Below are 25,463 nucleotides of genomic sequence, written 5' to 3'. Positions count from 1 at the left end.
CTGCTCCGCATGATCGGGAAGGGCCCCAAGCAGCGGATATCCGGCTTGTCAGCGCCGGACGGTCCGCAGCGCGCTCTCATCATCTCGAGCTTCGTCAGCCGGGTGGGCAACGGGCTGTTCAACGCCGCTGCGGCGCTCTACTTCACACTGGTCGTGCACCTGCCCGCCGCACAGGTCGGTGTCGGCCTCACGATCGCCGGGCTGACCGGGCTGCTGGCCGGGATACCGGCAGGGAATCTGGCCGACCGGTACGGGCCGCGCACGGTCTGTCTGACGTCCCTCGCGATGCAAGCCGCGACGATGGCCGCCTTCGTCTTCATCCACAGCTGGGCCACGTTCACGCTCATCGCCACCCTGGACCGGCTGGCAGCCACGGCGGGCGGCGCCGCAGGCGGTGCGCTCATCGCCCGCGCCGGCGGCGAACGCCCGGCCGCCTTCAGGGCGAAACTCCGCACGTTCGTCAACCTCGGCGTAGTCCTGGGCACCCTCGGCGCCGCCTTCGCCGTCTCGGTCAACACCCGCCCGGCCTACACCGTGCTCATCCTCGCCAACGCCGCCAGCTTCGCCTGCGCCGGCCTGATCGCCCTGATCGGCGTCCCGAACTACCAGCCCCTGCCCCGGCCCCGGGAGCACCACGGCTGGGCCGTCCTGGCCGACCGGCCGTTCGTGTCCTTCGTCGCGCTCTACGGCGCCATGGGCCTGCAATACCAGACCGTCTCCCTGCTGCTGCCGATCTGGCTGTCCGCTCACACCGACGCGCCCCGCTGGACCGTGGCGGCGGTCTACGCGGTCAACAGCGGGGTATGCGTGCTGTTCCAAAGCAGAATCGGCTCCCGGGTGGAAACACCGCGCCAGGGCGGCCGGGCGTTCCGCCTCGCCGGGCTGTTCTTCTTGGTCAGTTGCCCCTTGATGGCCCTGACCGCGGACGTTCCGGCCTGGATCGCGCCAGGGCTCGCCGTCCTCGCCGTCTGCGTGCACAGTCTCGGGGAGGTATGGGAGTCCTCGGCCGGCTTCGCGCTTGGCTTCGGTCTCGCCCCCGATCACGCCCAAGGGCAGTACCAGGGCCTCTTCGGCATCGGCTTCGACGCCGGACAGGCCTTGGCCCCGGTGGTCCTCACAGCAGCGGTCCTCGGACTCGGACACGCGGGCTGGCTGCTGCTCGGCGCGTTCTTCGCGGCTCTGGGGGCGGCAGGCCCGCTGGTGGCCGCGTGGGCGGAGCGGACCCGTCTCACGAGCCGGGACACGGCCTGCGCTGCACAGGGCCGGTCCGGCGAAGCCCCGCTGCTCGACGCCGACCGGTAGGCCGTGCCACCACCGTCCCTCCGGTACGCACGGTCGCTCAGGCCAGGTCGTCGCGGGTCACCCGGCGGTGCGCGGTGCGCCACTTGCCGCGGGTGCGGACCAGGACGTCCTCCATGACGCACACGTACAGGACCTTGGCACTGCCTCCGCTCGGCGTGACGTGGACGAGGGCCGAGCAGCGGGTGTGCAGCGACCCGTCCTCCTGGGGCTGCACGTCGAGCATGCCGACCCAGTGGTTGAGGCGGCTGCCGGCCCGCCGCTGCCGTGCCGCGCCGGCGCGCACGTAGCCGGCGAGCCCGGCGCGGGCACGCACCGGCTCGGGCAGGAAAGGCAGTTCGAAAACGGCGTCCTCGGTGAAGGTGCCCGCCCAGCGCTCGGTGTCGTGCGCGTCCAGGATCTGCATCTGGTGCGCGTAGAACTGCTGGACCTCTGCGTACAGGGTGGCGAACTTCTGGCTCTGGAGCGTGCGTTCGGCGGTGCCCACCAGCTCGACGGTCATGATCTCAGCCTCCGCTTCCGTCCGTGTCCTTGGGGTGGTGGGGGACGCCGAGGGGATCCCGGGTCACTCCAAGGAATCCCAACTCGGTATGGACAGTCTTTGAGGCTCGGATCGAACATCCTTCAAATACTCCTCAAGCGCTCCCGCCGCCGGTGGATGCCACGGGGCCCGGTGGACGGCCGGCCAGAGAATCGAACAAATGACGCAATAGGAGCCCCCTCCCCCTTCCCCGGGGGGCTCCACGGCCACATCCGCCCCGGCGGCCAGGCCGGGCGCGCCGCCGTCCGGGCTTCGCCGCAGACAGGGCCCCGCGGTGCGGACGGGCCCTGTCACACGCCTGTGACAGTCGGCGGACACCGTCATGAACTTGCGCGAGCACGATTTTAAACAGAACAAACGGGACATTTCGCTATATGTCCCCTGCTTCCGAGGGCGTGAGCAGTGATGACCGAGCCGATCCGGCGGAGGAAATCCCATGAGCCTCACCCTCACCACCCCGCACGCCGAAACCCCCGCACTCACCCTGGCCCCGCGTGAGCAGGAGGCACTGGGACACATCGCCGCAGGACGCACCTACCTGCAGACGGCCCGCCACATGGGACTCTCCAAGCACACCGTCGACGCCTACCTCCGCCGCATCCGCGCCAAGCTGGGCATCAACAGCACGGCGGAACTGACCCGCCTGGCCATCTCCCTCGGACTGTGAAGACACCCGGTTCCGCCATGGTGAGGGCGCCCCGGGCGAGGATCTCCGTCCAACGGGGTCGGTGACCGCGCGAAGCCGGTCGGCTACGCGAAGAAAGCGGCGAGCACCGGTGCCAGGGCTTCGGCGGCGACCTCGTGCGCCCGGCCCGGCAGCGTCTGGTCCTCGGCTCGCGGGAGGGCCTGCGCGACCTCGCGGGCCGGTGCGCGCAGCAGCTCCGGGCGGTCCTGGCGCACCGCGCAGGCGTTCCTCCCGCTGCTGCGGGCGGCGTACGGAGTGCAGCACGGGGCGGTGGACTACGAGGCCCAGGCTCCCGGTGCGATGAAGGACGGGCGGCGGCGCGGGGGCAGCTTGTGCACCGGGGCCTCGCCCTGCGCGTCCCGCGCCTCGTGGAGCAGCCGGCTCCGGGTCGTGAGCAGGAAGGCCAGGGCCGCGACCTCCTCGGCGGACGGGTTGCCCCTGGTGATGCGGATCGCCGCCAGTGCCAGGGCGGTCCGGTCGTCGGCGGTCACAGCGGCCCGTTCCCGTGCTTGCGGCTCGGCAGCTGCGTGTGCTTGGTGCGCAGCATGTCGAGGGTGCGGATGAGGCGCGTGCGGGTCTCTGCCGGGTCGATGACGTCGTCGACGAGGCCGCGTTCGGCCGCGTAGTACGGGTGCATCAGCTCGGTCTGGTACTCCTTGATCTTCTGCGCGCGGGTGGCCTCGGGGTCGTCGGAGGCGTTGATCTCGCGGCGGAAGATGACGTTGGCCGCGGCCTCCGCGCCCATGACGGCGATCTCGTTCGAAGGCCAGGCCAGGGCCACGTCCGCGCCGATGGAGCGGGAGTCCATGACGATGTAGGCACCTCCGTAGGCCTTGCGCAGGACGAGGCTGATGCGCGGCACGGTGGCGTTGCAGTACGCGTACAGGAGCTTCGCGCCGTGCCGGATGATGCCGCTGTGCTCCTGGTCGACGCCGGGCAGGAAGCCGGGTACGTCGATCAGGGTGACCAGCGGAATGCTGAACGAGTCGCAGAACTGGACGAAGCGGGCCGCCTTCTCGGACGCCCGGATGTCGAGGACGCCCGCGAGGTGGGCCGGCTGGTTGGCGACGATGCCGACGACGTGGCCGCCGAGGCGAGTCAGGGCGCAGACGACGTTCCGGGCCCACTGGGCATGGACCTCGAAGTAGTCCCCGTGGTCGGCGATCTCCTCGATGACGTCGCGGATGTCGTAGCCCTGGGTGGGCTTGGCCGGGACCAGATCGAGCAGGCTCTCGCAGCGGCGGTCCGCCGGGTCGTCGAGGTCGCCGGCGGGGGCGAGTTCGCGGTTGTTGGAGGGGAGCAGGGACAGCAGGTGGCGTACGTCCTCGAGGCAGCTCTGCTCGTCGTCGTACGCGAACGCGGCCACGCCCGAGGCCCCGGCATGGCTGTCGGCGCCGCCGAGGTGCTCCATCGTGACGGCCTCACCGGTGACGGCCTGGACGACGTCGGGGCCGGTGATGAACATCTGCGAGGTGCCGCGGACCATGAAGACGAAGTCCGTGAGGGCGGGCGAGTACGCGGCGCCGCCTGCGCAGGGACCGAGGATGACCGAGATCTGCGGGATGACCCCGGAGTTGCGGACGTTGCGCTGGAAGATGCCGCCGTAGCCGGCGAGCGCGGTGACGCCTTCCTGGATGCGGGCGCCGGCGCCGTCGCACAGGCCCACGATGGGGGCCCCGGCCGCCTCGGCCAGGTCCATCAGCTTGTGGATCTTCTCGGCGTGGGCCTCGCCCAGCGCGCCGCCGAAGATGCGGAAATCGTGGGCGTACGCGAAGACGGTGCGGCCGTGGACCTTGCCCCAGCCCGTGACGACGCCGTCCGTGTGCGGCTTCCTGTCCTCCAGGCCGAAGCCGGTGGCGCGGTGCCGGCGGAGCTGCTCGACTTCGTTGAACACGCCTTCGTCGAACAGGAGCTCGATGCGCTCGCGGGCGGTCAGCTTGCCCTTGGCGTGCTGGGCTGCGGTGGCGCGTTCACCGGGGCCGGCCTCGGCCAGCGCCCGGACTGCGCCGAGTTCGGCGGTGCGCTCGCGCAGGGATGCGAAGCGAACCTCGTTGGCGTGACGGACTGAAGGCGCAGGAGCGAGCCCGGCTTCCGGTGCGTGCCCGCTCTCCAGTGGTATTTCCTCGACGATGCTCATACGCGCCCTTTCGACACAGGCACCGGGTCCGGCCGGTGTCGCGTCGTCCAGTATTGGCCGACGCGCTACAGCCTGGCTCGATCCGGCACGGAGATGCGTACGGAGCCGCTCGCGCCGTCGCGCGTCGGCCGCACCCGAACACGCCTGCACCCCGCGGCCCGACGGTGGACGTCGGGCGGCGGGGCGAGGGAAGCGGCTTGCTCCCAGCGGGGGATACCAGTGGCCGGCCGCGACACCGAGTCTGCCCGCACGTACTTGGAACCGCCTGGAGCGTCGGCGAAGCGACGGAGGTACGGGCCGTGCGCCGCTACCGCACCTCGTCGTGCGGGGCCCGCATCAGACGGGGTCGAGCAGGTCCGAGACCATCGCCAGGAAGCCTTCGTCGAGCATGGTGGCGACGGCGGTGTCCCGTGACGTGTCGAGTCCGGCGTCGTGGCAGGCGACGCTGAGAAGATAGCGGCCCAGTACCGGGTAGGTGCCGAAGGCCCATTCCCCGTGGGCCGCCGGGGTGCCGTCGGGAGTGAGCAGGCCAGCGGCACCCGCACGGCCGGTGGCGAAGCCGAACTCGTCGAACGCCAGCCGCAGTCCCTGGCCGAGCGCCTTGGTGTAGGCCTCCTTCAAAGTCCACAGCCGCAGCATCGCGGCAGGCTGCTCCGCCTCGGGCAGCGCTGCGAGCTCCGCCTTCTCCGCCACCGTGCACATCTGGTCCTGGAGCAGGTGGAAGGAGAGCTTGCGGTCCGCGGGTTCGGTGTCGATGCCGATCCTGCCGTTGCGGCTGATGCCGACGGCGATCAGGTCGTCCGTGTGGGTCAGGCTGACGTCGATCTGGTCGAAACCGCGCAGGTACGGTCGGCCGCCGATCTTGTACGCGAGGTCGAGGTCGGCGGGGGCGATGCCGAGGGCGGCCGCCGCCGTGTACTTGACGGCCAGCCGGGAGGCGACGAAGCGGTAGCGGATCGTCGGGTTGGCGGTCTGCCGGTAACGCAGCCAGTCCCGGCCGAGCAGCGGGCGCAGTGCGGGTTCGGCGAGTGCCGCCGTGAGCCATTCGCCCCAGGTCGTGAAGACCGAAGCGTTGCCGCGCAGGGCCATGCCCTGCCGTACGTCCTCCCAGGGACCGTCCGGCCCGGTGACGTGGACCGGCGTGGTGATGCGCTGCGCGACGTCCGTCATCGGGCTGTCCTTCCCTTGCTGTCTGTGTTCCGCTGCTGCCGTTGCGGTGCGGGGCGGCCGGGTCACTGCGCGAGTTCCGTCGCGTCGAGGTCGAAGCTGCGGCTCGTGCGGTAGCGGCGCACCACCTCTTCGAGCACCTGCTCGAGGCAGCCGTTGGGCAGGTCGGGGACGGGGACGCCGAGCCGGCCGCCGATCCGGGAGAGGGCGAGCACGGCCCAGGCGGGAGCGGCGAGGAAGGGATCCCCGCCGTCCTGGCCCTCCCAGGTGCCGAGGACCGCGGCGGCCGCGAGGATCAGGGCGTAGCGGTCGCTGAGCACGCACAGGGCGGGGTCGGACAGGGAGGCGGCACTGCCGAACGCCGGGATGGCCCGGCAGCGTTCGCGCAGGGCGCGCAGTTCGGTGACGAAGGCCTCGGCGAGGTCGGCGAGTGCCGCCAGCTGGCCTCCGACTCCGCGGACCGCGGCCAGCCGCGCCGCGGATTCGACGAGCGACGCCGCGAGGAAGTCGCCGCCGTCGGCGATGCCGAGCAGCCGGTAGTCGAGGGCGGGCAGGGCCGCCCCGGTACGGAACAGCTCGGGTGGGGGCTCCTCCTCGCGGAACCACGCGCGTTCGGCGAGGGTGCGCAGCTGAGGGACGATCACGGCCTGGCAGGCGGCGGTGCCCGCATGCCCGAGGCCGGCGACCGGCAGGTCGCGGACGAGCTTGTCGAGGGCGCCGTATTCGGGGGCCTCGTACTGGTAGCTGCGGGAGCCGAGGATGGTGGCGAGCTCCTCGAGGTTCTCCCGGAGCAGGTCGGGGACCATGTACTTGACGGCGGCGGCCAGCACATGGGTGCGGTCGGGCAGCAGGCTCAGGGCGCGCAGCGAGACGGTGGCCATGGCGTCGCAGGCGAGCAGGTCCGCGAAGACACCGGCGAGCGGCTTGTGCCAGCGGCGGGCCATGGGGCGGCTCCGGTCGGCGGTGGCGACCCGAACGGCCGAGTGCAGGACCGTGTCGACGGCGGAGACGGCCGTCGAGGCGATGAGGCAGCGGTTGACCTGGAACGTCCGCAGGGCGAGGGCGACGCCTTCGCCGGGGCGGCCGACCAGCGCATCGCCGGGGATGGCGCAATCGGTGAACTCGAGTCCGGAGAACAGGCCGCCGCGCATGCCGTTCGTCGGCACCCGGGGCAGGTGGGTGACGCCGTCGGTGAGTTCCGCCGGGTCCACGAGCAGCACGGAGTGGCTGTAGGGGGAGCGCGCCGAGTCGGTGCGCGCGTAGACGACGTACGCCTGGGAGCGGGCGGCGTTGATGATGACGTCCTTGCGGCCGCTGAGGGCGAAGCCGCCCCCCGGGCCGGGCCGGGCGGTGAACTCGTCGCGCAGGATCGCGTTCGCGTGTGCCACCTCGTGGTGGACGATCGAGGCGCGGCCGCCGCCGAGCATCAGGTCCGCGGTGGACCTGCGCTGCGCCGGGGTGCCGGCGGCCCACACGGCCGAGGCGGCGAACAGCGAGGTGATGCCGAAGCCGAAGCCGAGGGCGACATCGCGTCGGAAGACGGGTCGCAGCACCTTGGCCAGGAGGTCGGCTCGGGTGAACCGGCCGCCGTACTCGGCGGGCACGAATTCGGCTGCGAGCCCGGAATCGACGAGCAGCTGCTCGGTCGCGGCGAGGGGTTCGCGGCGGCTGTCGGCGGCGAACAGCTCCTTCAGCCCATGCGGGTTGGCCGGGTCGTAGGGGTCGCCGAGGACTGCTTCGAGACGGGCTGCCCTGCGCAGGGCATCGGTTTCCTCGGCGGCGCGGCCGGCAGTGGCCCGGTCCGAACGGAGCTCGGTGGTGGCCATGGTGGAGACACCTCCTTCCTCACGGGACGCTCGGCCTGGTGCAGGGGCCGCGGGCCGGTCCGTCTTGGTGCGCGGGTATTCAGCCTCGTGACGATCGCTCGACACCCGGTCGAGACGTGGTGGAGTCTGGGTCATCGGTCGCTCCTTCGACGTCGGGATCGAGCACGGGGATACGGCTGAGGGCGGTGAGCACGGCGCGGATCTCGCAGCCGGGACCGGTGTCCTCGGGGTCGGGGCCGCACAGCAGGGAGCGGGGGAACCCGGCCGCGTCGACGGTCCGTACCGCGTCCGCGGGCCGGACGGCCTGGTGGACGTGGCGGGCCTGGAGCAGGTGCTCCCGGGACAGCGGCCACTCGCCGGGTCCGGGTCCGGCATGCCGGCCGGTCGCCGCGCACACGAGGGGGACGGTCGCCGGTGCGGTGACGGTGTCGCGGACCGCCTGCAGGAACCCGGTCTCGGCAGCCAGCGCGGCGGCCCGGTCCTTCGCACCCGCGGCAGGCCGCAACGGGAAGAGCCGACCGCGTGCCGCCACGAGCCGCGCCGCGTCCGGCAGGGTCAGGACACCGGCCACATGGGCGGCGGCGAGTACGCCGGGGCCGTGACCGGCCACGGCTCCGGCGTGCAGCCCCCAGTCCTGCCAGAGCCTGAAAACGGCCACATGAAAGGCGAAAAGGGCCGGATGCCCGAATTCGGACCGCCGGATCAGACCCGCGTCGGCCCCGCCTTCGGGTGCGAACACCACCGCGGCCAGGGGAAGCCACAGCCAGGGATCCAGCGCGCTGCGTACGGCGTCGTACGCGGCGCGGAAGACGGGGAAGGTGCAGTAGAGCTCGCGGCCGAGCCCCTGACGCAGGCCGGCGTCACCGGTGAACAGCACGGTCACCGGTGGCGCGAAAGCAGGCCGGAGCAGGTGGGAACGGGCGAGGAGGGCGGCTGCTTCATCAGGCACGGGGGGCCGCTTTCACGGGCTCCTCGACGACGCCGTTGCCGTTGCCGATCGGTTCGTGGACGAAGGTCACCATGGTCGGCCTCCTCGGGTCGGGGCCCGCCGCTCAGGGCTTCGGGGGAACGGTTGTGGCGATACACACGCTCTACTGCGGTGCTCGAATGTTCCTGGAAGGCCGCTCAACGGCCTCTCGACGGCCCCGGCAGTGGTCCGCTCATGGCGCTCGCGCCACACGGACGGCCGCTGCGACACGGTCGGGACGGCGCGGCACGGCACGGCGCCGTGTCCGTGCGCCGCCGACGCCGCTGCGGCGACCGTCGCGGCCTGCCGCGACCGCCGGGGGCCCGCTTCATGCGAGGGCACCGACACCGCCCCCCGACGGTGTCGATGCCCTCGCGATCAGCCGGGCTGCCCCGCCGCGGCCGCCAGGGTGCGCGCGAGGTCGCGCGCCGAGGCGGAACTCCCGTCCGCCGTGCCCGCGATGGCCACGAGCGGCGCCAGCCAGCCGTGGGCGGCGATGCGCTGCGCCACCTCGTACGCGACACTCCCGCCTCCGGAGAAGCAGCCGAGGAGCAGCGGTTCGCCGGTCGCGAGCGCAGGGCGTACCGCGGCCAGGCAGGCCGCCGTATCGGCCGGGGCGGTGACCGTGGTGAGCGCCTCCGGGCCCGGATAGGCCTGTACGAGGGCGTCGTAGCAGGCGTCGGGTGCGGCCGGCGGCGGTACGAGCAGGATCGTGCCGGCGTCGGGCCGCGCGGCCGCGCGCAGCGTGCGCAGACCGCCGCCGGGCGGGACCGGGGCGGGCGCCACCGGCCCGGGCACCGGCAGGCCGGCCAGGGTCTGCAGGACCTGCCCGACGCTGGTCGAGCCATCGACGAGCACGGGGAACTCGCGCAGCAGCCCCGCGGTCCGGGCGAGCGTCTCGGCCGCTTCGGGGTCCGCGATCCGGGTCCGGTCGTTGACGGCCGTCAGCAGCAGGGCGCCGTCGGCGTCGTGGTACGCGCTGATGGCGATGGGCTGCGGCGTGTGCAGGCCCACGGCCTGCGGGAGGTCCACCCGGACGCCCTCGGCGTCGAGTTCGCTCCACAGCGGGTCCCGGCCGTCCGGGTCGGGCGGCGGGCCCTGCGGCGCCTCGAAGGCGATGAGCGAGTCCGTGAGGTCGCCGGGGACGGTCCGCCCGCTCCACTGGTGGACCTGGCTCGCCGAGACCCATTCGTACGCGGCCGCGCCCAGGGCCTGGTCGCGCAGCTCGGCCAGCAGGCGTTCCACCGGGGCCCCGGGGTCCACCTCGACGTGCACGGGCAGCGCGTTGCGCAGGGGGGCCGGGATGCCGGCGGCGCCCTCCAGGGCGATGCCGCGGCCGGAGACGGCCATGCCGAATGCGACGGGCGCGGGCGCCGGGCCCGAACCGCCGGCCCGGTACAGCAGCAGCGCCCAGGCCGCGTGCAGCGCCGTGCTCTCGGTGGCTCCGAGCCCGGCGGCCCAGTCACGCAGCCGGGCGGCCTCGTGCGGGGTCAGCCGCTGGCGCGCGAGCCCGTGGCCCCAGCGGGCCCTGTCGTCGGCGGGCAGCCCGGCCGCGGCCGGGCCGGGCAGGGTGCGGGAGCCGGCCGGCGGCGCGGCGACGGACCAGAACGCGCGGGGCGGGTTGAGGTCCTGGCCGGCCAGCCAGCGCAGATGGTCGCGCAGATCGGGGCGGCGCTCGCCGCCGATCGTCCGCCCCTCGGCCAGGTAGGCGCGGTAGAAGGCGCGCAGCAGCAGGCGCACGCTCCAGCCGTCGAGCATGGCGTGGTGGTAGGTCAGGGCGATGCGGGTCGATGCGGCGGGCCTGGCCTGTTCGTCCAGGAGCGCGATGCGCAGCAGCCCGGGCCGGTGCAGGTCGAAGGCGCGCAGCCGCTCGCTCACCAGCAGGGAGTGCCAGTCGGCGGATCCGTGGTGGTGCCGGACGAGCTGCGGTGAGGCCTGCTGGTGCACGACGACCCGTGGGGCGCTGCCGGAGCCGTCCGTCCGGGTGTGGTCGGTGAACGCGGCCCGCAGCACGGGCTCCTGCGCGAAGACGGCCTGCCAGGCGGCGTGGAACCGGGAGGTGTCCAGCGGCCCGTACCAGCGCCAGTGCAGCTGCTCGACGTGCAGGCCGGCGCCGGGCCTGCCGGTCAGGACGTCGAGGAGCACGTCGCGCTGGCGCGCACTCGCGGGGAGTCCGGCCGCGGGAGACCCGGCCGGGCTGGCGAGGGGGCCGGGTACGTCCTGCCCGTCGGCTTCCTCCGCGGCTGCGCTCTCCCACGCGGTCCGCAACGCCTGTGCCTGCGCGGGTGTCTGTCGCGGCCGGGCTCCGGGGGTGGTCAGCAGATCCGCCACCGTGCCGGCCGGGGAGTGCTGCCGGGGCAGGTGCAGGGTGTGGTGCGTCGCCGTGTGGCGGCGCAGGACGGGTGTGCCCGAGGGCAGCGCGGCGAGGGCCGCCGCGAGGGCGTCCTGGTCAAGGGGACCGCGCAGGTCCAGCGCCGGGGCGGAGCCGGGCGCGATGACCACGGTCATGGCTGCGCTCATCGGCTCCCCCTCGTCTCGGCGTCACACCGGGCGGCGTCACACTTCAAAGGGGTCGAGTATGCGCGGGCCGCCCACGTTTCGCTGACGCGCCGCTGACAAACCGCCGGAGTCCCGCCGGAGCGCCCGCCGCAGGCCGTGGAGGGGCCCCGCGGCTACAGGGTGCGGATGGCGGTCTCCGCGTACCGCTTGGCCAGGTTGAGGGTGGCGGTGCTGTTGCGGCCGAGCGCCTCGCGTACGTACGCCCTGGCCCGGACGAGGTCGGCGCCGGGGCCCAGGACCTGCTCGATGGCCTCCTCCCGCAGCAGCACGTTGTGCTGGGAGACGGCGGTGACCCCGGTTTCGTCGGGGATGAGCGACCACTCGCCGGTGTGTGCGCTCATCAGGGCCGGGGTCGCGGTCTGCTTGTAGACGATGCGGCCCGCGTGCGGGAAGCACACCCGCACGGATTCCGTGGTGTGCACCGCTCCGTCGGAGGTCACGGTGTCCATGCTCAGCAGCTGGACGCCGGGCTCGTCCTCGGTGACGGCGACGCGGCGGACGTGGGGGACCCGCTCCGGCCAGTCGGCGACCCCGTAGAGGAACTGGTAGACCAGGTCGGCCGGTCCGTCGATGCGGACGGAGTCCTCGAAGGACAGCAGCAGGCCGTCGAGCCGGGTCCAGTGCTCCGCGGCCTCCTTCAGCTGCGCCAGCTCGGCGCGGCTGTTGGTGTCGGTGGCCTCCTTGATCCAGTCGACGTCCGCGGGCCGGTCGGCGGCGACCGCGAAGTCGTGGAGCAGGGTCAGCCGTGAGCGGTCGGCGCCCCGCGGCTCCACGATCCAGCTGCCGCCCATCGCGACGACGGGGGCGGCGGGGACCTCCTGGCGGAAGTCGATCCGCAGCCGGGGCGCGTCCAGGGTGCGGCGCGACAGCCAGGACTTGACGCTTCCGTTCGCGGTGACCCACATGTGGAACCGGTCCTGGGAGCCGTCGAAGTCGAGCCGCTCGACGTGGACGCTCGGCGGGATGAAGAGCGGCCACTGGGTCGTGTCCGCGATCAGACCGTAGACCACGCCTGCGGGCGCGTTCACATCCACGGCATAGGACGTCCGGTGCACTTGCTGGACAGACATCGCCACACCCCTCCCTCACACTTGGTCCAGAGTCTGTCCGCAACCACCCGAGTCCTGCTCGAGACGGTCTGGAGTCTCAGCGCGCGAGCGCCGATTCCGCGTGCTGCTTGGCGTACGTCATGGTCGCGGTGCTGTTGCGGCCCAGCGCTTCACGGACGTACCTGCGGGCCTCGGCGAGTTCGGCGGAGGGACCCAGGACCCGGGTGACCGCCTCCTCGCGGAGCACGACGCTGTGCTGCGAGGTGACCGTCGAGCCGTACGCGCCGCCGGTGACCGTCCACACGCCGGTGTGGGCGGACATCAGCGCCGGGGTGCGGGTCTGCTTGTAGACGATGCGGCCGGCCGCCGGGAAGCACACCCGCACCGACTCGGTGGTGTGCTCGGACCCGTCGGCGGTGAGCGTGTCCATGGCCATGACCTGGACGCCGGGCAGCTCCTCGGTCTCGGTGAGCTCCAGCCTCGAGACGTGCGGCAGCAGCTCCGGCCACTGATCGGCCCGCTCCAGGAACGCGTAGACCAGCTCCGGCGGGGCGTCCACGCGGACGGTGTCCTCGAAGGACATCACGAGTTCGTCGAGCTTGCCCCAGCGCTCGCCGAGCCGGGCCAGGTTCGCCAGCTCCGCACGGCTGTTGGTGTCGGTGGCGCGCTCGACCCACTCGACGTCCTCGGCCCGGTCGCCCTCGACCGAGAAGTCGTGCAGCAGCGTCAGCCGGGAGCGTTCGGCGCCCAGCGGCTCGACGATCCAGGTGCCGGCCATCGCCGACAGCGGGGCCGCGGGGATCTCCTGCCGGAACTCGATGCGCCGCGCGGACGCGTCGAGCACCCGGCGCGAGGTCCAGGACTTGACCTGGCCGTTCGCCGTCGCCCACATCCGCAGCCGCTCCTGGACGCCGTCGAACGCCAGGCGCTCCACGTGCACGTTGGGCGGGAAGTACAGCGGCCACTGCACGGCGTCCGCGATCAGTCCGTAGACCACGCCCGCGGGGGCGGCCACCTCGGTCTCGTGCACCGTGCGGTGCACCCGCTCGGCCGCCATCAGAAGTTGCCCAGTCCGCCGCAGACGTTCAGCGCCTGGGCGGTCACGGACGCGGCGAGGTCCGTGGTGAGGTAACCGACCATGGCCGCCACCTCCTCCGGCGTCGCGTAGCGCCCCAGTGGGATCTTCGCCTCGAACTGCTCCTGCACGTCCTGCGTGGTGGTGTCCCAGGCCGCCGCGTAGCCGGCCCGCACGCGCTGCGCCATCGGCGTCTCCACGTAGCCCGGGCACACCGCGTTGACCGTGATCCCGGCCGGGGCCAGCTCCTTGCCGAGGGCCTTGGTGAAGCCGACGACGGCGTGCTTGGACGCCGAGTACGGGGCGCCCAGCAGGACGCCCTGCTTGCCCGCCGTGGAGGCGATGTTGATGATCCGGCCGTAGGAGGCCCCGGCCAGGCCGCCGTGCCCCAGCACCTCCCGGGTCAGCAGGAAGACGCTGTTCAGGTTGGTGTCGATGACGTCGTACCAGAGCTCGTCGCTGATGTCGGCGGTCGGACCGCCGCCGCTGCGGCCGGCGTTGTTGACCAGGACGGAGATCGGGCCGAACTCGGCGACGGCGGCGGCCACCAGCTCCGCGACCGCTTCGCGGGAGCGGACGTCGGCGGCGATGCCCGCGACCTCCAGGCCCTCGGCGCGCAGCTCCTCGACGGTCTGCTCGACGGTTTCCGGCGTCCGCGCGCACAGGAACACCCGGTGCCCGCGCCGGGCCAGATCCCGTACGACCGCCAGGCCGATGCCGCTGGTGCCGCCGGTGACGAGGGCGACCGGCTTCTCCGGCGCCGTCGACGGCTGCGCTGACGGTGTTGACGGTGTGGTCATCGTGTCCCCTCCAGAACCCGTGGTGAGGTCTCGACCGTGTCGCGGAGCTCTGGAGACGCGGTGGAAGCAGGGTCGAGAACCGGTACGAAGGCGGGGGTTCCGCAGGATGCGGCCGCGGCCCCGGCCGGCACCGGCGGCGAGGACACCCGGGATGCGCGGACCGCGTCCCGGATCACGTCGGGCAGCGCGGCGGCCGCGCCCAGCGGTGCCAGGGCCCGCGCGAGCCCGCGCCGGGTCAGTTCCGGGCCGCCCGCGGCGATGTAGCCGTCGGGCCGGATCAGCACCCAGCCGCCGGGCCCGAGACCCAGCGAGCGCCGCAGCAGCCCGTTGGGGTCGGCCAGCGGCCCGGGCCCGCCACCGAGGCCGTCGCCCGCAGTCCGTACCGACAGCCACGTGCCGTGCACGGCCGCGGCGGCCGCCGCGACCCGTCCCGCCTCGCCGGGCCCCGCCTCCACCGCCCACACCAGGGACCAGCGGGTGTCGCGCAGTTCGCCGCGCAGCGCCTCGGAGCCGGGGTCGTCCGGGTGCCGGCCGGCCGCGGCGGCGGCGCGCGAGCCCGCAGGCACCGCCATCGCCGGGTCGGCCGTGGTCAGCGGGCTCTCGGGGTACGACAGCAGCAGCCCGGACATGCCGCCGAGCACCTTGCGCTGGATGGCCCGGCGCAGCGGCCCGATGGTGCGTACGAAGGTGAAGGCGACGGGCAGCCCCACGCCGGCCAGGGCGTTCTTGAACTGGACCAGGAAGGTGGCCTTGCGGGTCGAGCCCAGCAGTTTCCTGCCGACCGGGACGCGCTCCTGCCCGTACGTGGCGAGCAGTTCCGGGCCCGCCTGCCTCAGGGCGGCCATGGCGAGCTTCCAGGCGAGGTTGTAGGCCTCCTGGATGCCGGTGTTCATGCCCTGTCCGGAGGCGGGGCTGTGCACATGGGCGGCGTCGCCCGCCACGAAGCAGCGGCCGTCGTGCATGCGCGGCACCATGCGCTGCTGGAAGGTGAAGACGGAGGTCCAGTCGGGTTCGCCGACGTGCACCGGGCGCCCGAGCCCGGCGCTGAGCTTCTGCGAGAAGCGGTCCGCGGCCTCGCGCGGGGTCTCCGGCCGGCCCGCGGGGGCGGTGTCGAGCAGCCGCCAGTACCCGTCGCGCTGGTACGGGACCATCATCATGGCCTGGCTTCCGGTGTGGGCCCAGTAGATGGTGTCGGGCGGCAGATCGGTGGACACGGCCGCGTCGGCGAGGGCCCAGGTCTCGCTGGACTCGCCGAGCAGCGGGAGCCCGAGCTCCTTGCGCACCGTGCTGTGGCCGCCGTCGCAGCCGACCAGCCAGGGCACCTCGTACTCCTCCGTGGAGCCGTCGGCGTGCTCGAGGCGGGCGCGTACGGTGTGCCGGTCCTGCTCGAGGGAGGTCAGCCGCACGCCCCATTCGATGGTGACGCCGAGCCGGGCCACGGCCTCGCGGAGCACTTCCTCCGTCTCGGTCTGCCCGATGATGACGGTGTACGGGAACCGGGTGGGCATCGAGCGGTAGTCCGCCTCGAGCCGGACCAGACGGCGGCCGCGCGCGAACATCGTGAAGGCCCTGTTCTTGCGGCCCCGGGCGAGCACCCCGTCCACGACCCCCATCTGGTCGAAGGTCTCCAGCGTGCGCGGGTGGACGGCCACCGCGCGGCTGGTGGGGGCCGGGCCGGGGGCGCCGTCGACGACGCGCACGCGCAGTCCCCGGCGGGCCAGTTCATGGGCGGCGGTCAGGCCCACGGGGCCCGCCCCCACCACGAGTACCCGGGGGGACCCGGCCATGGGGGATGTGCCGGCATTGGTCGCCACAGTGGTCGCTCCTCTGGTCGTACGGGATGAAGTGCGCGGGCCGTGCGGGCCGGGCGGGCGGGCCGGGCGGGGTCACACCGCCGCCGCCTCCGCCTCGGCCCGGCTGCGCAGGCTGTGGCGCAGCGTGCGCCGCTCGGGCTTGCCGACGTGGTTGCGCGGCACGGCGTCGATCACCTCGACGCGGCGGATCTGCTCGAACCAGTTCAGGCTCCCGTTGGCACGCTCCACGACGGAGTCGATGACGTCGAGGAGGCCGGGAGCGGTCGGGTCGCGCAGCACGATGCCCGTCCACACGACCTCGCCGTGCACCGGGTCGGGCCAGCCCGCCACGATGCACTCGGCGACGTGCGGGTCGGCTCCGACGACCCGTTCGACGGCGCTGGGCGAGACGAGTTCGTTGTCGTACTTGAAGACGTCGCCGAGGCGGTCCACCAGGAACAGTTCGCCGTCCTCGTTGCGGTAGCCGACGTCTCCGGTGGAGAACCAGCCGTCCTCGTCGAGGGGAGAGGGCGAGCTGTCGTCGAGGTAGCCGGCCATCACCTGCGGCCCGCGGACCTGGACCTCGCCGGTCGCGTAGACGTCGAGCGGTGTGCGCGTGCCGATGCGGACGATGCGGCATTCGGTGCCCGGTACCGCGGGGCCCACGGAGCCGCTCTTGGGGTGGTGCGGGTCCTGGCAGTGGGAGAGCGGGGAGAGTTCGGCCAGCCCGTAGCCCTGGATGACGGGCACGCCCAGGCGCGCGCTCAGGGTCCGGGCGGCGGTCGGGGACAGGGCGGTGCCTCCGGAGAGCACGGCGGTGAGGCGGCGCCCTGCCGGGAAGTCGTCGGTGAGCCGCTCGTCCCGGGCCAGCAGGTGCAGGCGGGCGGGGAGCCCGTAGTAGTGGGTGGCCTGCGCCTGCGCCGCGACGGCGAGGGAGGCGACCGGGTCGGGGTCGGTGCACAGCACCTGGCAGGCACCCGCGTACACCCCCGAATTGAGGTGCATGACGTGGTAGAGCGGCAGGTGGTTGAGGGTGACCGAGTCGCTGCCGAGGTCGTGCGCGGCGGCGGTCTGGGCGGCGTTCGCCACCAGGTTGCGGTGGGTGAGCCGGACGCCCTTGGGGAGGCCCGTGGTGCCGGTGGTGAACTGGATGCACGCGTCGCCGTCGAGGTCGACGGCCCCGGGCAGGTCGGTCCGCTCCGGTGCCGAATCCAGGGCCGCGGCCAGCGGCAGGGCGTCGCCGGGGACGACCCCGTCGGGCGCGTCCGTCACGACGACGCTCCGCAGGTCCGGCAGCCGGTCGCCCAGTTTGACGAGCAGCTCCGCCGTGGCGGCCGGTACGAACGCCACTTCCACGGCGGCCGTCCGAAGGACGTGGACCAGGCCCGTCTCCTTGATCAGCGGGTTGACCAGCACGACCGTGTTCCCGCTGCGCACGGTCCCGTAGTAGGCGGCGGCGAAAACGGGGTCGAGAACGTTGGCGACGCCGATCCGCGCGCCGCGACGGCCGCACGTGTGCTCCAGGTAGGAGGCGAAGCGGTCGGCCTGGCTGTCCAGTTCCGCGAACGTCACCGTGGTCGCCATGCCGGTCCTGGTCGCGGTCCGGATCGCCCGGCCCGCGGGGTCGCGGACCGCCGCCCGGCGCAGCAGGCCGTCCAACGGGAGTTCCGGGTACACGAATCTCGGCATGGTGCTGTCCTCCTGGCTCCCGAAGGGGCGGCCGCGGCTGCGGCGGAACCCCCAGCCTGGACAGCGCCGCTTGAGGAGTCTTCGAAGAGCGCTCGATCTGCGCCACAGATGCTGTGGGGAACCGAAGGAACGGAGTCCCGCGATGACCGCGACGATCGCCACCGAGGCGTCCCCCCGCCCGCTCCAGGGGCGGGAGTCCGGCCTGCTGTACGCGGAGGTCCAGCAGTTCTACTCCCGCCAGATGCAGCTCTTCGACTCCTTCGAGGCCGAGCCGTGGGCACGGACGTTCACCGAGGACGCCGTGTTCGACGTGCCGACGCTGCCGGCGCCGGTGGTCGGCCGCGCGGCGCTCGCCTCGAACGTCCGGCGCAACGCGGAACTGCAGGCCACCGGCGGTGAGCAGCTGCGGCACTGGCTCGGCATGCTCGACGTGCAGCCGCAGCCGGACGGTTCGCTGCACACCCGCAGCTACGCCCTGGTGTACCTGACCGCGCGCGGTGGCGAGTCGAAGGTGCACCGGGTGTGCGTGATGGAGGACGTACTGGTCCACTCGTCCGGCGGCTGGCAGGTCGCCCACCGCCTGGTGACGCGCGACGACCTCGGCTGACGGGCCGGCCGGGCCACAGCCCCGCTCGACGGCCGCTCGCGTCGGGGTGGAAACCCAGACGGCCTAAGGGCTGTCCGGCAATCCCCGGTGGGCGGGCAGGACGGTGGACAGATCCGTGCGGAGTCCGAACATCGCCCGGGTCCGCACCACCTGCGTCCGGTGCAACACCGACGCCGCCGGGGCCCGCCGCTCCTGATAGGCCGCGAGCCGCCGGGCGGTGGGCTCCCCCGCGTGCAGCGCGGCGACGAGTACGGGGTGCAGCGCGACGGCGTCCTGCAAGACCAGGTCGATGCCCTGGGCGCCGATCGGCCCGTGCGTGTGCGCGCTGTCGCCGAGGAGCACGAGTCCGTCGCGTACCCACTCCCGGGCGTGCGAGGCGGACACGTCGAGCACGGTCAGGTCGGCCATGGAGGTGAGCTGGGCGTGCAGCAGATCGGCGAACTGCGGCAGGATCCCGGCCAGTTCCCGCCGGAAGTCCACGATCTCGCGCCCCGCGGCGCGGGCCCTGCCCGGCGGCAGGGCCCAGACCACCCTGAACCGGTCGGGGTGGGCGTCGTGGACCAGCACGGCACTGCCCGGCCCGCGGTGCACCCGTACCTGCCCGGTGGCCCGGCAGCGTGGTGCGCGCAGCGAGAACCCCACCACGTCGTGGGCGATGGACGTGCAGCGCCCCACGTCGATGCCCGCGAGAGCGCGGGTCCTGGAGAACCGGCCGTCGGCCCCGACGACCACCGCTGCCCGCACGGTGACCGGCGCCCGGTCGGGGCCGTGCACCACTGCTCCCTCGCAGGGGCCGCCGGGACGCTCCTCCAGGAGCGCGGCGATCCGGTGCCCTTCGAGAAGGGTGAAGCCGGGCAGCCTCCGGCAGGCGGCCAGGAGTTCCCGCAGCACGTGCGGCTGCGGGAGCGCGAGGAGGTGGTCGTACGGGGCGGGCAGGCTCCCGTAGTCGATGTCGAGCAGCACCTGCTCGCCCTCCAGGACCTGGAAGCCGCTCAGGCTCGCGGCCCCGCGCGCCGCGGCTCCGGCGAGGACGCCGAGCTCGTCCAGGATGCGCTGGCCTGCGGGCTGCAGGAGCTCGCCGTGGAAGTCACGGCGGAATCCGGTGGAACGCTCGACGAGTGCCACGCGGATGCCGGAACGCAGCAGCATGAGCGTCAGCGCGAGCCCGGCGGGGCCGGCGCCGATGACGCAGACGTCGGTGTCGAGCTCCTGGCCCACCGGATCAGACCGCGGCCCGGGCTGCCAGCACGTCGTTGACCATGGCGAGGTAGCGGCGGGGGGTGTCGGCGTCGTCGATGGCCTCCTCGTCGAGGAGGACGTCGTACTCACGCTCGATGTACCCGGTGGTCTGCAGGACGGCGAGCGAGTCGTAGCCCAGCTCGAACCAGTTCAGGTCCATGACGTCGCCGTCGAGGTCGACTCCTTCGTCCTCTCCCGCGCACTCGCGCAGGATGCGCTTCAGGTCCTCGAGTTCCAGCCGGTCCATGGTCTCCCTCTGTTCTGCTTCGGTTGGTGGGGTGGGTGAAGTGGAAGTGCCGGTGGGCACCGGGCGGGTCAGGCGCCGGGGGCGCGGACGACGACGGCGGAGTTGAAGCCGCCGTGGCCGCGGGCCAGCACGAGCGCGGTCCGCAGCGGCAGCCCCAGCGCGGGGCTGGCGGCCCCGGTGACCAGGTCCAGCGGGCAGTCGTCGGCCGGGAGCTCGGTCCCGGTGGTCGGCGGGATCAGCTGGTCGCGCAGGGCGAGCAGGGCGGCGGCGACGTCGAGGGCCGCGCCTCCGGCGGCGAGCCGCCCGGTCATCGACTTGGGCGCGGTGACGGGCACCCCGCGCGGGCCGAACAGTGCGGTGATCGCCTCCGCTTCGGCGCGGTCGGCCGTACGCTCGCCCGCCGCGTCGGCGAAGACGACGTCGACCTCGTCGGGGTGCACGCCCGCGTCGGCGAGCGCGAGCTCCGCGGCCGCGCCGAGCCGGGAGGTCCCGTCGGCGTCGAAGGTCGCGGCGTGCCCGGCGATGCTGCCGTAGACGCGGGCGCCGCGCCGGCGCGCCTCCTCGGCGCCTTCCAGGACGAGGAGCGCGCCGCCCTCGCCCGCGACGTGGCCGCAGGCGTCCTCGGCGAACGGCAGATAGGCGCGGGCCGGGTCCTCCCGGTCGGTGAGCCCCCCGCCGGCCATGTACGCGGCCCAGCCCCAGGAGCACAGCGCGGAGTCGATGCCGCCGGTGACGACGAGCTGGGCGCCCTTGCGGATCTGGCGGCGGGCATGGGCCATCGCGTCGAGGCCGCCGGCCTGCTCGGAGACGATCACTCCGGAGGCTCCGCGCAGGCCGTGCCGGATGGAGATCTGGCCGCTGTTGACGGCGTAGAACCAGGCGAAGGACTGGTACGCGGAGACGTACTGGCCGCCCTTGCTCCACAGCGCCTGGAGCTCCTGCTGGCCGAAGTCGAAGCCGCCGAAGGAGTTGGCGGTGACCACGCCCGCGGCGTGGTCGGGCAGCTGCGCGGGATCGGCCCCGGCGTCGTCGAGCGCCTCCTTCGCCGCGGCGAGCGAGAGCCGGGTGACGCGGTCGGTCTGCGGCAGCAGCCGGCTGGAGACGTGGTCGGCGTCGACGAATCCGGGCACCTCCCCGGCCAGTTTCGCCGGGTAGCCGCTCGCGTCGAAGCGGCTGACCGGCCGGATGCCCGATTCGCCGCGCAGGACGGCGGACCACCAGGCCTCGGTGCCCAGCCCGTTGGGGGCGGCGACACCGATGCCGGTGACGACGGGGGCCGCGGTGCGCGAGGCGGCGGGGGCGGTCGGGGCGGGCGCAGGGGCGGCGACAGCGGTGTTCATCGGTCCGCCTTCAGGTTCGGGCTGGTCAGGATCATCGCGCTCTGGAACCCGCCGAAGCCGCTGCCGACGGTCAGGACCGCATCGGTGCGCTGCCGACGGGCGGTCAGCGGGGTGTAGTCGAGGTCGCAGGCCGGGTCGGGCTCGTGCAGGTTCGCCGTCGGCGGGACGGTGTCGTGCTCGATGGCGAGGGCGCAGGCGGCCACTTCGAGGGCCCCGATCGCGCCGAGCGAGTGCCCGATCATCGACTTGATGGAGCTGACGGGGACCTCGTACGCCCGCTGTCCCAGACTGCGCTTGAACGCCTCGGTCTCGTGCTTGTCGTTCTGCTTCGTGCCGGAGCCGTGCGCGTTGATGTAGTCGATGTGCTCGGGCAGCAGCTGCGCCTCGTCGAGCGCGGCCGTGATGGCGGCGGCCATCTCGACTCCGTCGGGCCGCAGTCCGGTCATGTGGTATGCGTTGCTGCGCGAGGCGAAGCCGGAGATCTCGGCGTAGACGTGCGCGCCGCGGCTGCGGGCGTGCTCGTACTCCTCGATGACGAGGACGGCCGAGCCCTCCCCCAGGACGAACCCGTTGCGGGTGCGGTCGAAGGGCCGGGAGGCGGTCTCCGGCTCGTCGTTGCGGGTGGAGGTGGCGCGGATGGCGTCGAAGCAGGCGGCGGTGATCGGCGTGATGGGCGCCTCGGCCGCGCCGGTGACCATCACGTCGGCGCTGCCCTCGCGGACCAGGTCGACGGCGTGCCCGATGGCGTCGAGACCGGAGGTGCAGCCGGTGGACACGAGCGCCACGGGCCCCTGGGCGCCGACGGTCCGGGCCACCTCGGCCGCCATCGAGCTGGGGACGAAGTAGTCGTACAGGTGGGGCACGGCCTTGGTGTGGTCGACGAGCGTACGGGTGCCCTGCTCGCTGACGACCCCGTACTCGGCGTCGAGGGCGGTGGTGCAGCCCAGTGCGCTGCCGAGGGTGACCCCGGTGCGCGCGGCGTCGTACGAGCCGGCCAGGCCGCTGTCCGCGAGGGCCTCGCGGGCGCTGACGACGGCGAACTGGGCGGCGCGGTCCAGCCGCCCGGACTGCTCGGCGGTGAGCCCGCACTCCTGCGGGTCGAAGTCCGCCTCGGCGGCGATCCGGGAGCGGAAGCCGGAGGCGTCGAAGAGCGTGATGGCGCGGGTGGCCGTACGGCCGTCGGTCAGCAGCGACCAGAATTCCTTGGTGCCCGGGCGGCCCGGGGCCACGACCCCGATGCCCGTGATGACGACTCGTCTCATCGCCCTTCCCCCTGTTCTGTCTGGTCGCGGTGGCCGCGCTGCACGATGCGGGCGGCCCGGCCGAGCATCCGGGGCAGTTCGCCGCCCCGGACGAAGAAGTGGTCGCCGGACACGGTCCGCCGGACGAACGCTCCGGTGGTCCAGCGGTGCCAGCCTGCGCCGGCCTCGGCGCCGACGAGGGGGTCCTCGCGGCCGGTGACCGCGAGCAGCGGTACCGGCACGGGTCCGGGGGCGGTGGGCGCGGCGGCGGCGTCCCGCAGATTGCGGGCGAGCCGGAGGTCGGCGCGGAGCACGGGAAAGACCGACCGGAACCACACGTCTCCGGGCTGCACGCCGGGCGGCAGCGCGTCGAACCGGTCCAGCACGCGCAGCAGTTCGGCTTCCGGCAGCTCGGCGGAGTCGGCGAAGACGGCCGGGGCGTCCGGCGGCGGGCTGGCCCCGACGGCCAGCAGTGCGGGCATCGGCAGCCCGTACTCCTGCGCGGCGTGGGTGACCGTGAGGGCGACCGTCGCGCCGAGGCTGTGCCCGTAGAGGATGTAGGGGGTGCCGGGCTCGTCGGCAATCTGCTCGAAGAGGGGCTTGAGGTCGGCCAGGAGCTCGTCGCGGCCGGTCAGCCGGATCTCACGGCGCCGCTCGTCACGTCCGGGCAGCAGCCAGGACGTGGTCTTGACCGCGCTCCCGGCGACCTTGTCCCACCGGTAGAACGAGGACACTCCGGCCCCCGCGTGTGCGAAGCAGTGCAGCCGCACGGCCTGTCTGTCGCCCATTGCCACCTCCCGGGAACCACACCGCATAGACCTCGACCCTCACCGACCCCGCTCGAGAGCGACTCGAATCGGTGTGTACGGGTCCAGGACGCGATGCGGCGCGGTGTGGCGGCGGCCGGGCGGGGAGCCGGCGGCGGCGGCCGCCCGCGTCGGCTCCGCCGGCAGGCGAGCAGGCTAGGCCGCGTACAGGTCGAACGTCGATCCGCGGCGCGGGCCCGCCACCACGTCCAGCGCCGGATCCACCGTCAGCATCGCCTGGTGCAGGCGCTGCAACTGCGGAGACGGCTCCACGCCCAGTTCGTCTATCAGGCGGTTGCGCAGCCTGCGGTAGACGTCCAGGGCCGTGGCCTGGCGGCCGGAGCGGTACAGCGCGACCATGGCCTGCGAGTGCAGGCTCTCGTGCTGCGGGTGCCGGGCGATCAGTTCGGTCAGTTCGGGGATGACCTCGACGTGGCGGCTCAGGCGCAGGTCCGCGTCTATGCGCCGCTCGACGGTCACGAGCCGGCTCTCCTCGAGGCGCATGACCTCGATCTCGAGGATCGGTCCCACCCGTACGTCGACCAGCGCCGGGCCGTTCCACAGGCCGAGCGCCTTGCGCAGCAGGTCGGCCGCACGCTCGTCGTCCCCCTCTTCATATGCAGTCTGTCCGCCCGCCACGAGCGTCTCGTACTCGTGGACGTCGACCGCCTCCGGCGGAATCTGCAGCAGGTAGCCGCCGTGCCGGGTCGCGAGCACGTCCTTGGCGCTGCCCGGGACCCCCGGGCCCATGGCAGTCCCCAGTCGCCTGCGCAGCTGCAGAATGTACGTCTGCAGCGTCGTGAGCGCGCTCTGCGGGAGCTCGGTGCCCCAGATCTCCTCCATGAGGGTCTGTACGGGCATCACCCACCCCGGATAGAGCGCGAGCAGCGCCAGGATCTGGCGCGGCTTGCCGGCCGTCGGAACAATCGAGCCCCCGTTGACCTCGGCACTCAACGGACCCAGAACCTGAATCTTCACGGCGTCCTCCGCATTTCGTCGAGTTCCCATCGATTTTCAGCCTTCGACTCCGGCACGGTAGCGGGGTCCAGTGCGGTGTCCCCGAATTCTTGAGCAGGGGTCGAGCAGCCCTCCATCCCACATGGTTGCAGGTTGAAAGCAAGATGGTAGATTCCGCTCAGGGGATTAAAACCGGCACGTTATTCTTTCGCCCGCCGGTCTTTCGTGCCTTTCCCCAGGTCCCGCCGGATCGCCGGGAGGAGACACCATGGATTTCGGCGCGCACGACGCACACGGCGCGCACCGCGCCCGAAGCACGGACGGCGACACCGGGGTGGACTTCCGCATCCTGGGCCCGGTGGAGGTGTTCGACCGGCGTACGGGGGCGCACATCGTGCCCTCCGGCGCCAAGCAGCGGGCGCTGCTCGGCGCCCTGGTGGTCCGGGCGGGCCTCGTGCTGTCCGCGGAGCGGCTCATCCACGAGCTGTGGGGCGACCGGCCGCCCGTGAGCGCGGCCAACGCGCTGCAGGCCCATGTGGCCCGGCTGCGCCGGCTGCTGCAGGGCGGAGCCCAGGACGCGGGCGGCCACGAGTGGATCGCCACCCGCTCGATGGGCTACCTGCTGCGGCCGGGCCGGGCCACCACCGACGCCCAGCGCTTCCACCGGCTGTCCGCCGAGGGCCGGTCGGCGCTCGGCTCCGACCCCGTGCACGCGGCCGAACTGCTGCGCGGGGCCCTCGCGCTGTGGCGCGGCCCGGCGCTCGAGGGCAGCACTCAGGGGCCCATTTGCACGGTGGAGGCGGACCGGCTGGAGGAGCTGCGGCTGACCACGCTGGAGACGCTGTACGACGCGAACCTGCGCAGCGGGCGACACGCCGAGGTCACCCGGGAGCTGGAGCGGCTGACGGCCAGCCACCCCATGCGCGAGCGGCTCTACGACCTCCAGATGCTGGCCCTGTACCGATGCGGGCGGCAGACGGAGGCGCTGGGCGTGTACGAGCGGGCCCGCCGGCGGCTGGTGGACGAGCTCGGCGTCGAGCCCGGCCCGGCCCTGCGCAAGCGGATGGAGGCGATCCTGCACCACGCCCCGTCCCTCGCCCTCCCCTGGCCCGCGCCGTCCGTCCCGGGTGTCCCGGCCGCCTCGCCGGATGCCTCGCCGGATGCGGCCCTGCTCGAACTCGGCCGTGAGATCGCCCGTCTCGGCGACCGGATCGAGTCGCTCACCCGGGAGCAGGAAGAGCTGATCCGGCGTTTCAACCTGCTGGCCCCGGCCACCGCTGCGGTGTCGGGCGGACAACTCGTCTGACCCCCGCGAGCCCGTACGAGAAGACCCCCTGCCGGCTGTCTGGCGGATTCTTGGGGTCCTCGCAACACCTGATGGCTTACGCGGCTGTCAGTAGATCACGCAGGCGCTCGGCTGGGGTTCTCCAGTCGAGCGT

23 protein-coding genes are annotated in these 25,463 nt (G+C 73.2%); 4 read left to right on the top strand and 19 right to left on the bottom strand.

Features of this window, described 5'->3' with window-relative positions; translation table 11 throughout:
- The first annotated feature begins 9 nt into the window (after nt 1-9).
- Nucleotides 10-1,302: an MFS transporter gene (locus tag AB0I68_RS28665; protein WP_363180253.1), complete on the top strand. Its 1,293-nt coding sequence runs from the start codon at nt 10-12 to the stop codon at nt 1,300-1,302.
- 37 nt (nt 1,303-1,339) lie between these two features.
- Here AB0I68_RS28665 and AB0I68_RS28660 read toward each other — a convergent pair whose 3' ends face one another.
- Complete coding sequence (locus tag AB0I68_RS28660) at nt 1,340-1,801, bottom strand: nuclear transport factor 2 family protein (RefSeq protein WP_363180252.1); 462 nt, start codon at nt 1,799-1,801, stop codon at nt 1,340-1,342.
- A gap of 475 nt (nt 1,802-2,276) precedes the next feature.
- Between AB0I68_RS28660 and AB0I68_RS28655 the strand changes: the two genes are divergently transcribed.
- Nucleotides 2,277-2,507: a helix-turn-helix transcriptional regulator gene (locus tag AB0I68_RS28655; RefSeq protein WP_363180251.1), complete on the top strand. Its 231-nt coding sequence runs from the start codon at nt 2,277-2,279 to the stop codon at nt 2,505-2,507.
- Between the two features lie 83 nt (nt 2,508-2,590).
- Here AB0I68_RS28655 and AB0I68_RS28650 read toward each other — a convergent pair whose 3' ends face one another.
- The 12 genes from AB0I68_RS28650 to AB0I68_RS28595 form a co-directional block, all read right to left on the bottom strand.
- Nucleotides 2,591-2,740, bottom strand: coding sequence for a hypothetical protein (locus AB0I68_RS28650; protein ID WP_363180250.1), 150 nt, complete (start codon nt 2,738-2,740; stop codon nt 2,591-2,593).
- Between the two features lie 60 nt (nt 2,741-2,800).
- A complete protein-coding gene (locus tag AB0I68_RS28645; protein ID WP_363180249.1) occupies nt 2,801-3,016 on the bottom strand; it encodes an acyl-CoA carboxylase epsilon subunit in 216 nt (71 codons plus the stop codon).
- Nucleotides 3,013-4,662 (bottom strand): acyl-CoA carboxylase subunit beta, encoded by a 1,650-nt coding sequence (locus tag AB0I68_RS28640; RefSeq protein WP_363180248.1) that lies wholly within the window; start codon nt 4,660-4,662, stop codon nt 3,013-3,015. Before AB0I68_RS28640 ends, AB0I68_RS28645 begins: the two co-directional genes overlap by 4 nt.
- A gap of 336 nt (nt 4,663-4,998) precedes the next feature.
- Nucleotides 4,999-5,832 (bottom strand): 4'-phosphopantetheinyl transferase superfamily protein, encoded by an 834-nt coding sequence (locus tag AB0I68_RS28635; protein WP_363180247.1) that lies wholly within the window; start codon nt 5,830-5,832, stop codon nt 4,999-5,001.
- Nucleotides 5,833-5,894: 62 nt separating this feature from the next.
- Entirely contained in the window at nt 5,895-7,655 is a 1,761-nt protein-coding gene (locus tag AB0I68_RS28630; protein ID WP_363180246.1) for an acyl-CoA dehydrogenase, read from the bottom strand.
- 79 nt (nt 7,656-7,734) lie between these two features.
- The gene (locus AB0I68_RS28625; RefSeq protein ID WP_363180245.1) at nt 7,735-8,604 is read right to left on the bottom strand and encodes an acyltransferase domain-containing protein; all 870 of its coding nucleotides are present in this window, start codon (nt 8,602-8,604) and stop codon (nt 7,735-7,737) included.
- A 396-nt stretch (nt 8,605-9,000) separates the two neighbouring features.
- Nucleotides 9,001-11,142 carry a condensation domain-containing protein gene (locus tag AB0I68_RS28620; protein ID WP_363180244.1) on the bottom strand — a complete coding sequence of 714 codons (2,142 nt, stop codon included), beginning with the start codon at nt 11,140-11,142 and terminating at the stop codon, nt 9,001-9,003.
- A gap of 152 nt (nt 11,143-11,294) precedes the next feature.
- Nucleotides 11,295-12,251 carry an aromatase/cyclase gene (locus AB0I68_RS28615; protein WP_363180243.1) on the bottom strand — a complete coding sequence of 319 codons (957 nt, stop codon included), beginning with the start codon at nt 12,249-12,251 and terminating at the stop codon, nt 11,295-11,297.
- 76 nt (nt 12,252-12,327) lie between these two features.
- Nucleotides 12,328-13,287 (bottom strand): aromatase/cyclase, encoded by a 960-nt coding sequence (locus tag AB0I68_RS28610; protein WP_363180242.1) that lies wholly within the window; start codon nt 13,285-13,287, stop codon nt 12,328-12,330.
- Nucleotides 13,287-14,105: a 3-oxoacyl-ACP reductase FabG gene (gene fabG / locus AB0I68_RS28605; RefSeq protein ID WP_363180241.1), complete on the bottom strand. Its 819-nt coding sequence runs from the start codon at nt 14,103-14,105 to the stop codon at nt 13,287-13,289. The genes AB0I68_RS28610 and fabG overlap by 1 nt, the downstream gene beginning before the upstream one ends.
- Nucleotides 14,102-15,919 carry an FAD-dependent oxidoreductase gene (locus AB0I68_RS28600; protein ID WP_363180240.1) on the bottom strand — a complete coding sequence of 606 codons (1,818 nt, stop codon included), beginning with the start codon at nt 15,917-15,919 and terminating at the stop codon, nt 14,102-14,104. The genes fabG and AB0I68_RS28600 overlap by 4 nt, the downstream gene beginning before the upstream one ends.
- A gap of 72 nt (nt 15,920-15,991) precedes the next feature.
- Nucleotides 15,992-17,587: a class I adenylate-forming enzyme family protein gene (locus AB0I68_RS28595; RefSeq protein ID WP_363180239.1), complete on the bottom strand. Its 1,596-nt coding sequence runs from the start codon at nt 17,585-17,587 to the stop codon at nt 15,992-15,994.
- A gap of 142 nt (nt 17,588-17,729) precedes the next feature.
- Here AB0I68_RS28595 and AB0I68_RS28590 point away from each other — a divergent pair, with 142 nt between their 5' ends.
- Entirely contained in the window at nt 17,730-18,194 is a 465-nt protein-coding gene (locus AB0I68_RS28590) for a nuclear transport factor 2 family protein (RefSeq protein WP_363180238.1), read from the top strand.
- Between the two features lie 63 nt (nt 18,195-18,257).
- On the opposite strand, the gene AB0I68_RS28585 is transcribed toward AB0I68_RS28590, so the two are convergent.
- The 6 genes from AB0I68_RS28585 to AB0I68_RS28560 all read right to left on the bottom strand — a co-directional run bounded on the left by AB0I68_RS28585 (nt 18,258) and on the right by AB0I68_RS28560 (nt 24,045).
- Complete coding sequence (locus tag AB0I68_RS28585; RefSeq protein ID WP_363180237.1) at nt 18,258-19,412, bottom strand: FAD-dependent monooxygenase; 1,155 nt, start codon at nt 19,410-19,412, stop codon at nt 18,258-18,260.
- 4 nt (nt 19,413-19,416) lie between these two features.
- On the bottom strand, nt 19,417-19,680 hold the full coding sequence (locus AB0I68_RS28580; RefSeq protein WP_363180236.1) for an acyl carrier protein: 264 nt from the start codon (nt 19,678-19,680) through the stop codon (nt 19,417-19,419).
- Between the two features lie 68 nt (nt 19,681-19,748).
- Nucleotides 19,749-21,020, bottom strand: a complete 1,272-nt coding sequence (locus AB0I68_RS28575; protein WP_363180235.1) for a ketosynthase chain-length factor — start codon at nt 21,018-21,020, stop codon at nt 19,749-19,751.
- Entirely contained in the window at nt 21,017-22,282 is a 1,266-nt protein-coding gene (locus AB0I68_RS28570; RefSeq protein WP_363180234.1) for a beta-ketoacyl-[acyl-carrier-protein] synthase family protein, read from the bottom strand. Before AB0I68_RS28570 ends, AB0I68_RS28575 begins: the two co-directional genes overlap by 4 nt.
- Entirely contained in the window at nt 22,279-23,049 is a 771-nt protein-coding gene (locus AB0I68_RS28565; RefSeq protein WP_363180233.1) for an alpha/beta fold hydrolase, read from the bottom strand. Before AB0I68_RS28565 ends, AB0I68_RS28570 begins: the two co-directional genes overlap by 4 nt.
- 174 nt (nt 23,050-23,223) lie before the next feature.
- Nucleotides 23,224-24,045: an AfsR/SARP family transcriptional regulator gene (locus AB0I68_RS28560; RefSeq protein ID WP_363180232.1), complete on the bottom strand. Its 822-nt coding sequence runs from the start codon at nt 24,043-24,045 to the stop codon at nt 23,224-23,226.
- A gap of 247 nt (nt 24,046-24,292) precedes the next feature.
- Here AB0I68_RS28560 and AB0I68_RS28555 point away from each other — a divergent pair, with 247 nt between their 5' ends.
- Nucleotides 24,293-25,330, top strand: coding sequence for an AfsR/SARP family transcriptional regulator (locus AB0I68_RS28555; protein ID WP_363180231.1), 1,038 nt, complete (start codon nt 24,293-24,295; stop codon nt 25,328-25,330).
- Nucleotides 25,331-25,463: the final 133 nt, after the last annotated feature.

Origin of the sequence: Streptomyces sp. NPDC050448 (assembly GCF_040655295.1) — a bacterium.
Classification (GTDB): Bacteria; Actinomycetota; Actinomycetes; order Streptomycetales; family Streptomycetaceae; genus Streptomyces.
Note: the sequence above shows the minus strand (reverse complement) of the source record. Positions and strands in the feature narration are given on the sequence as shown.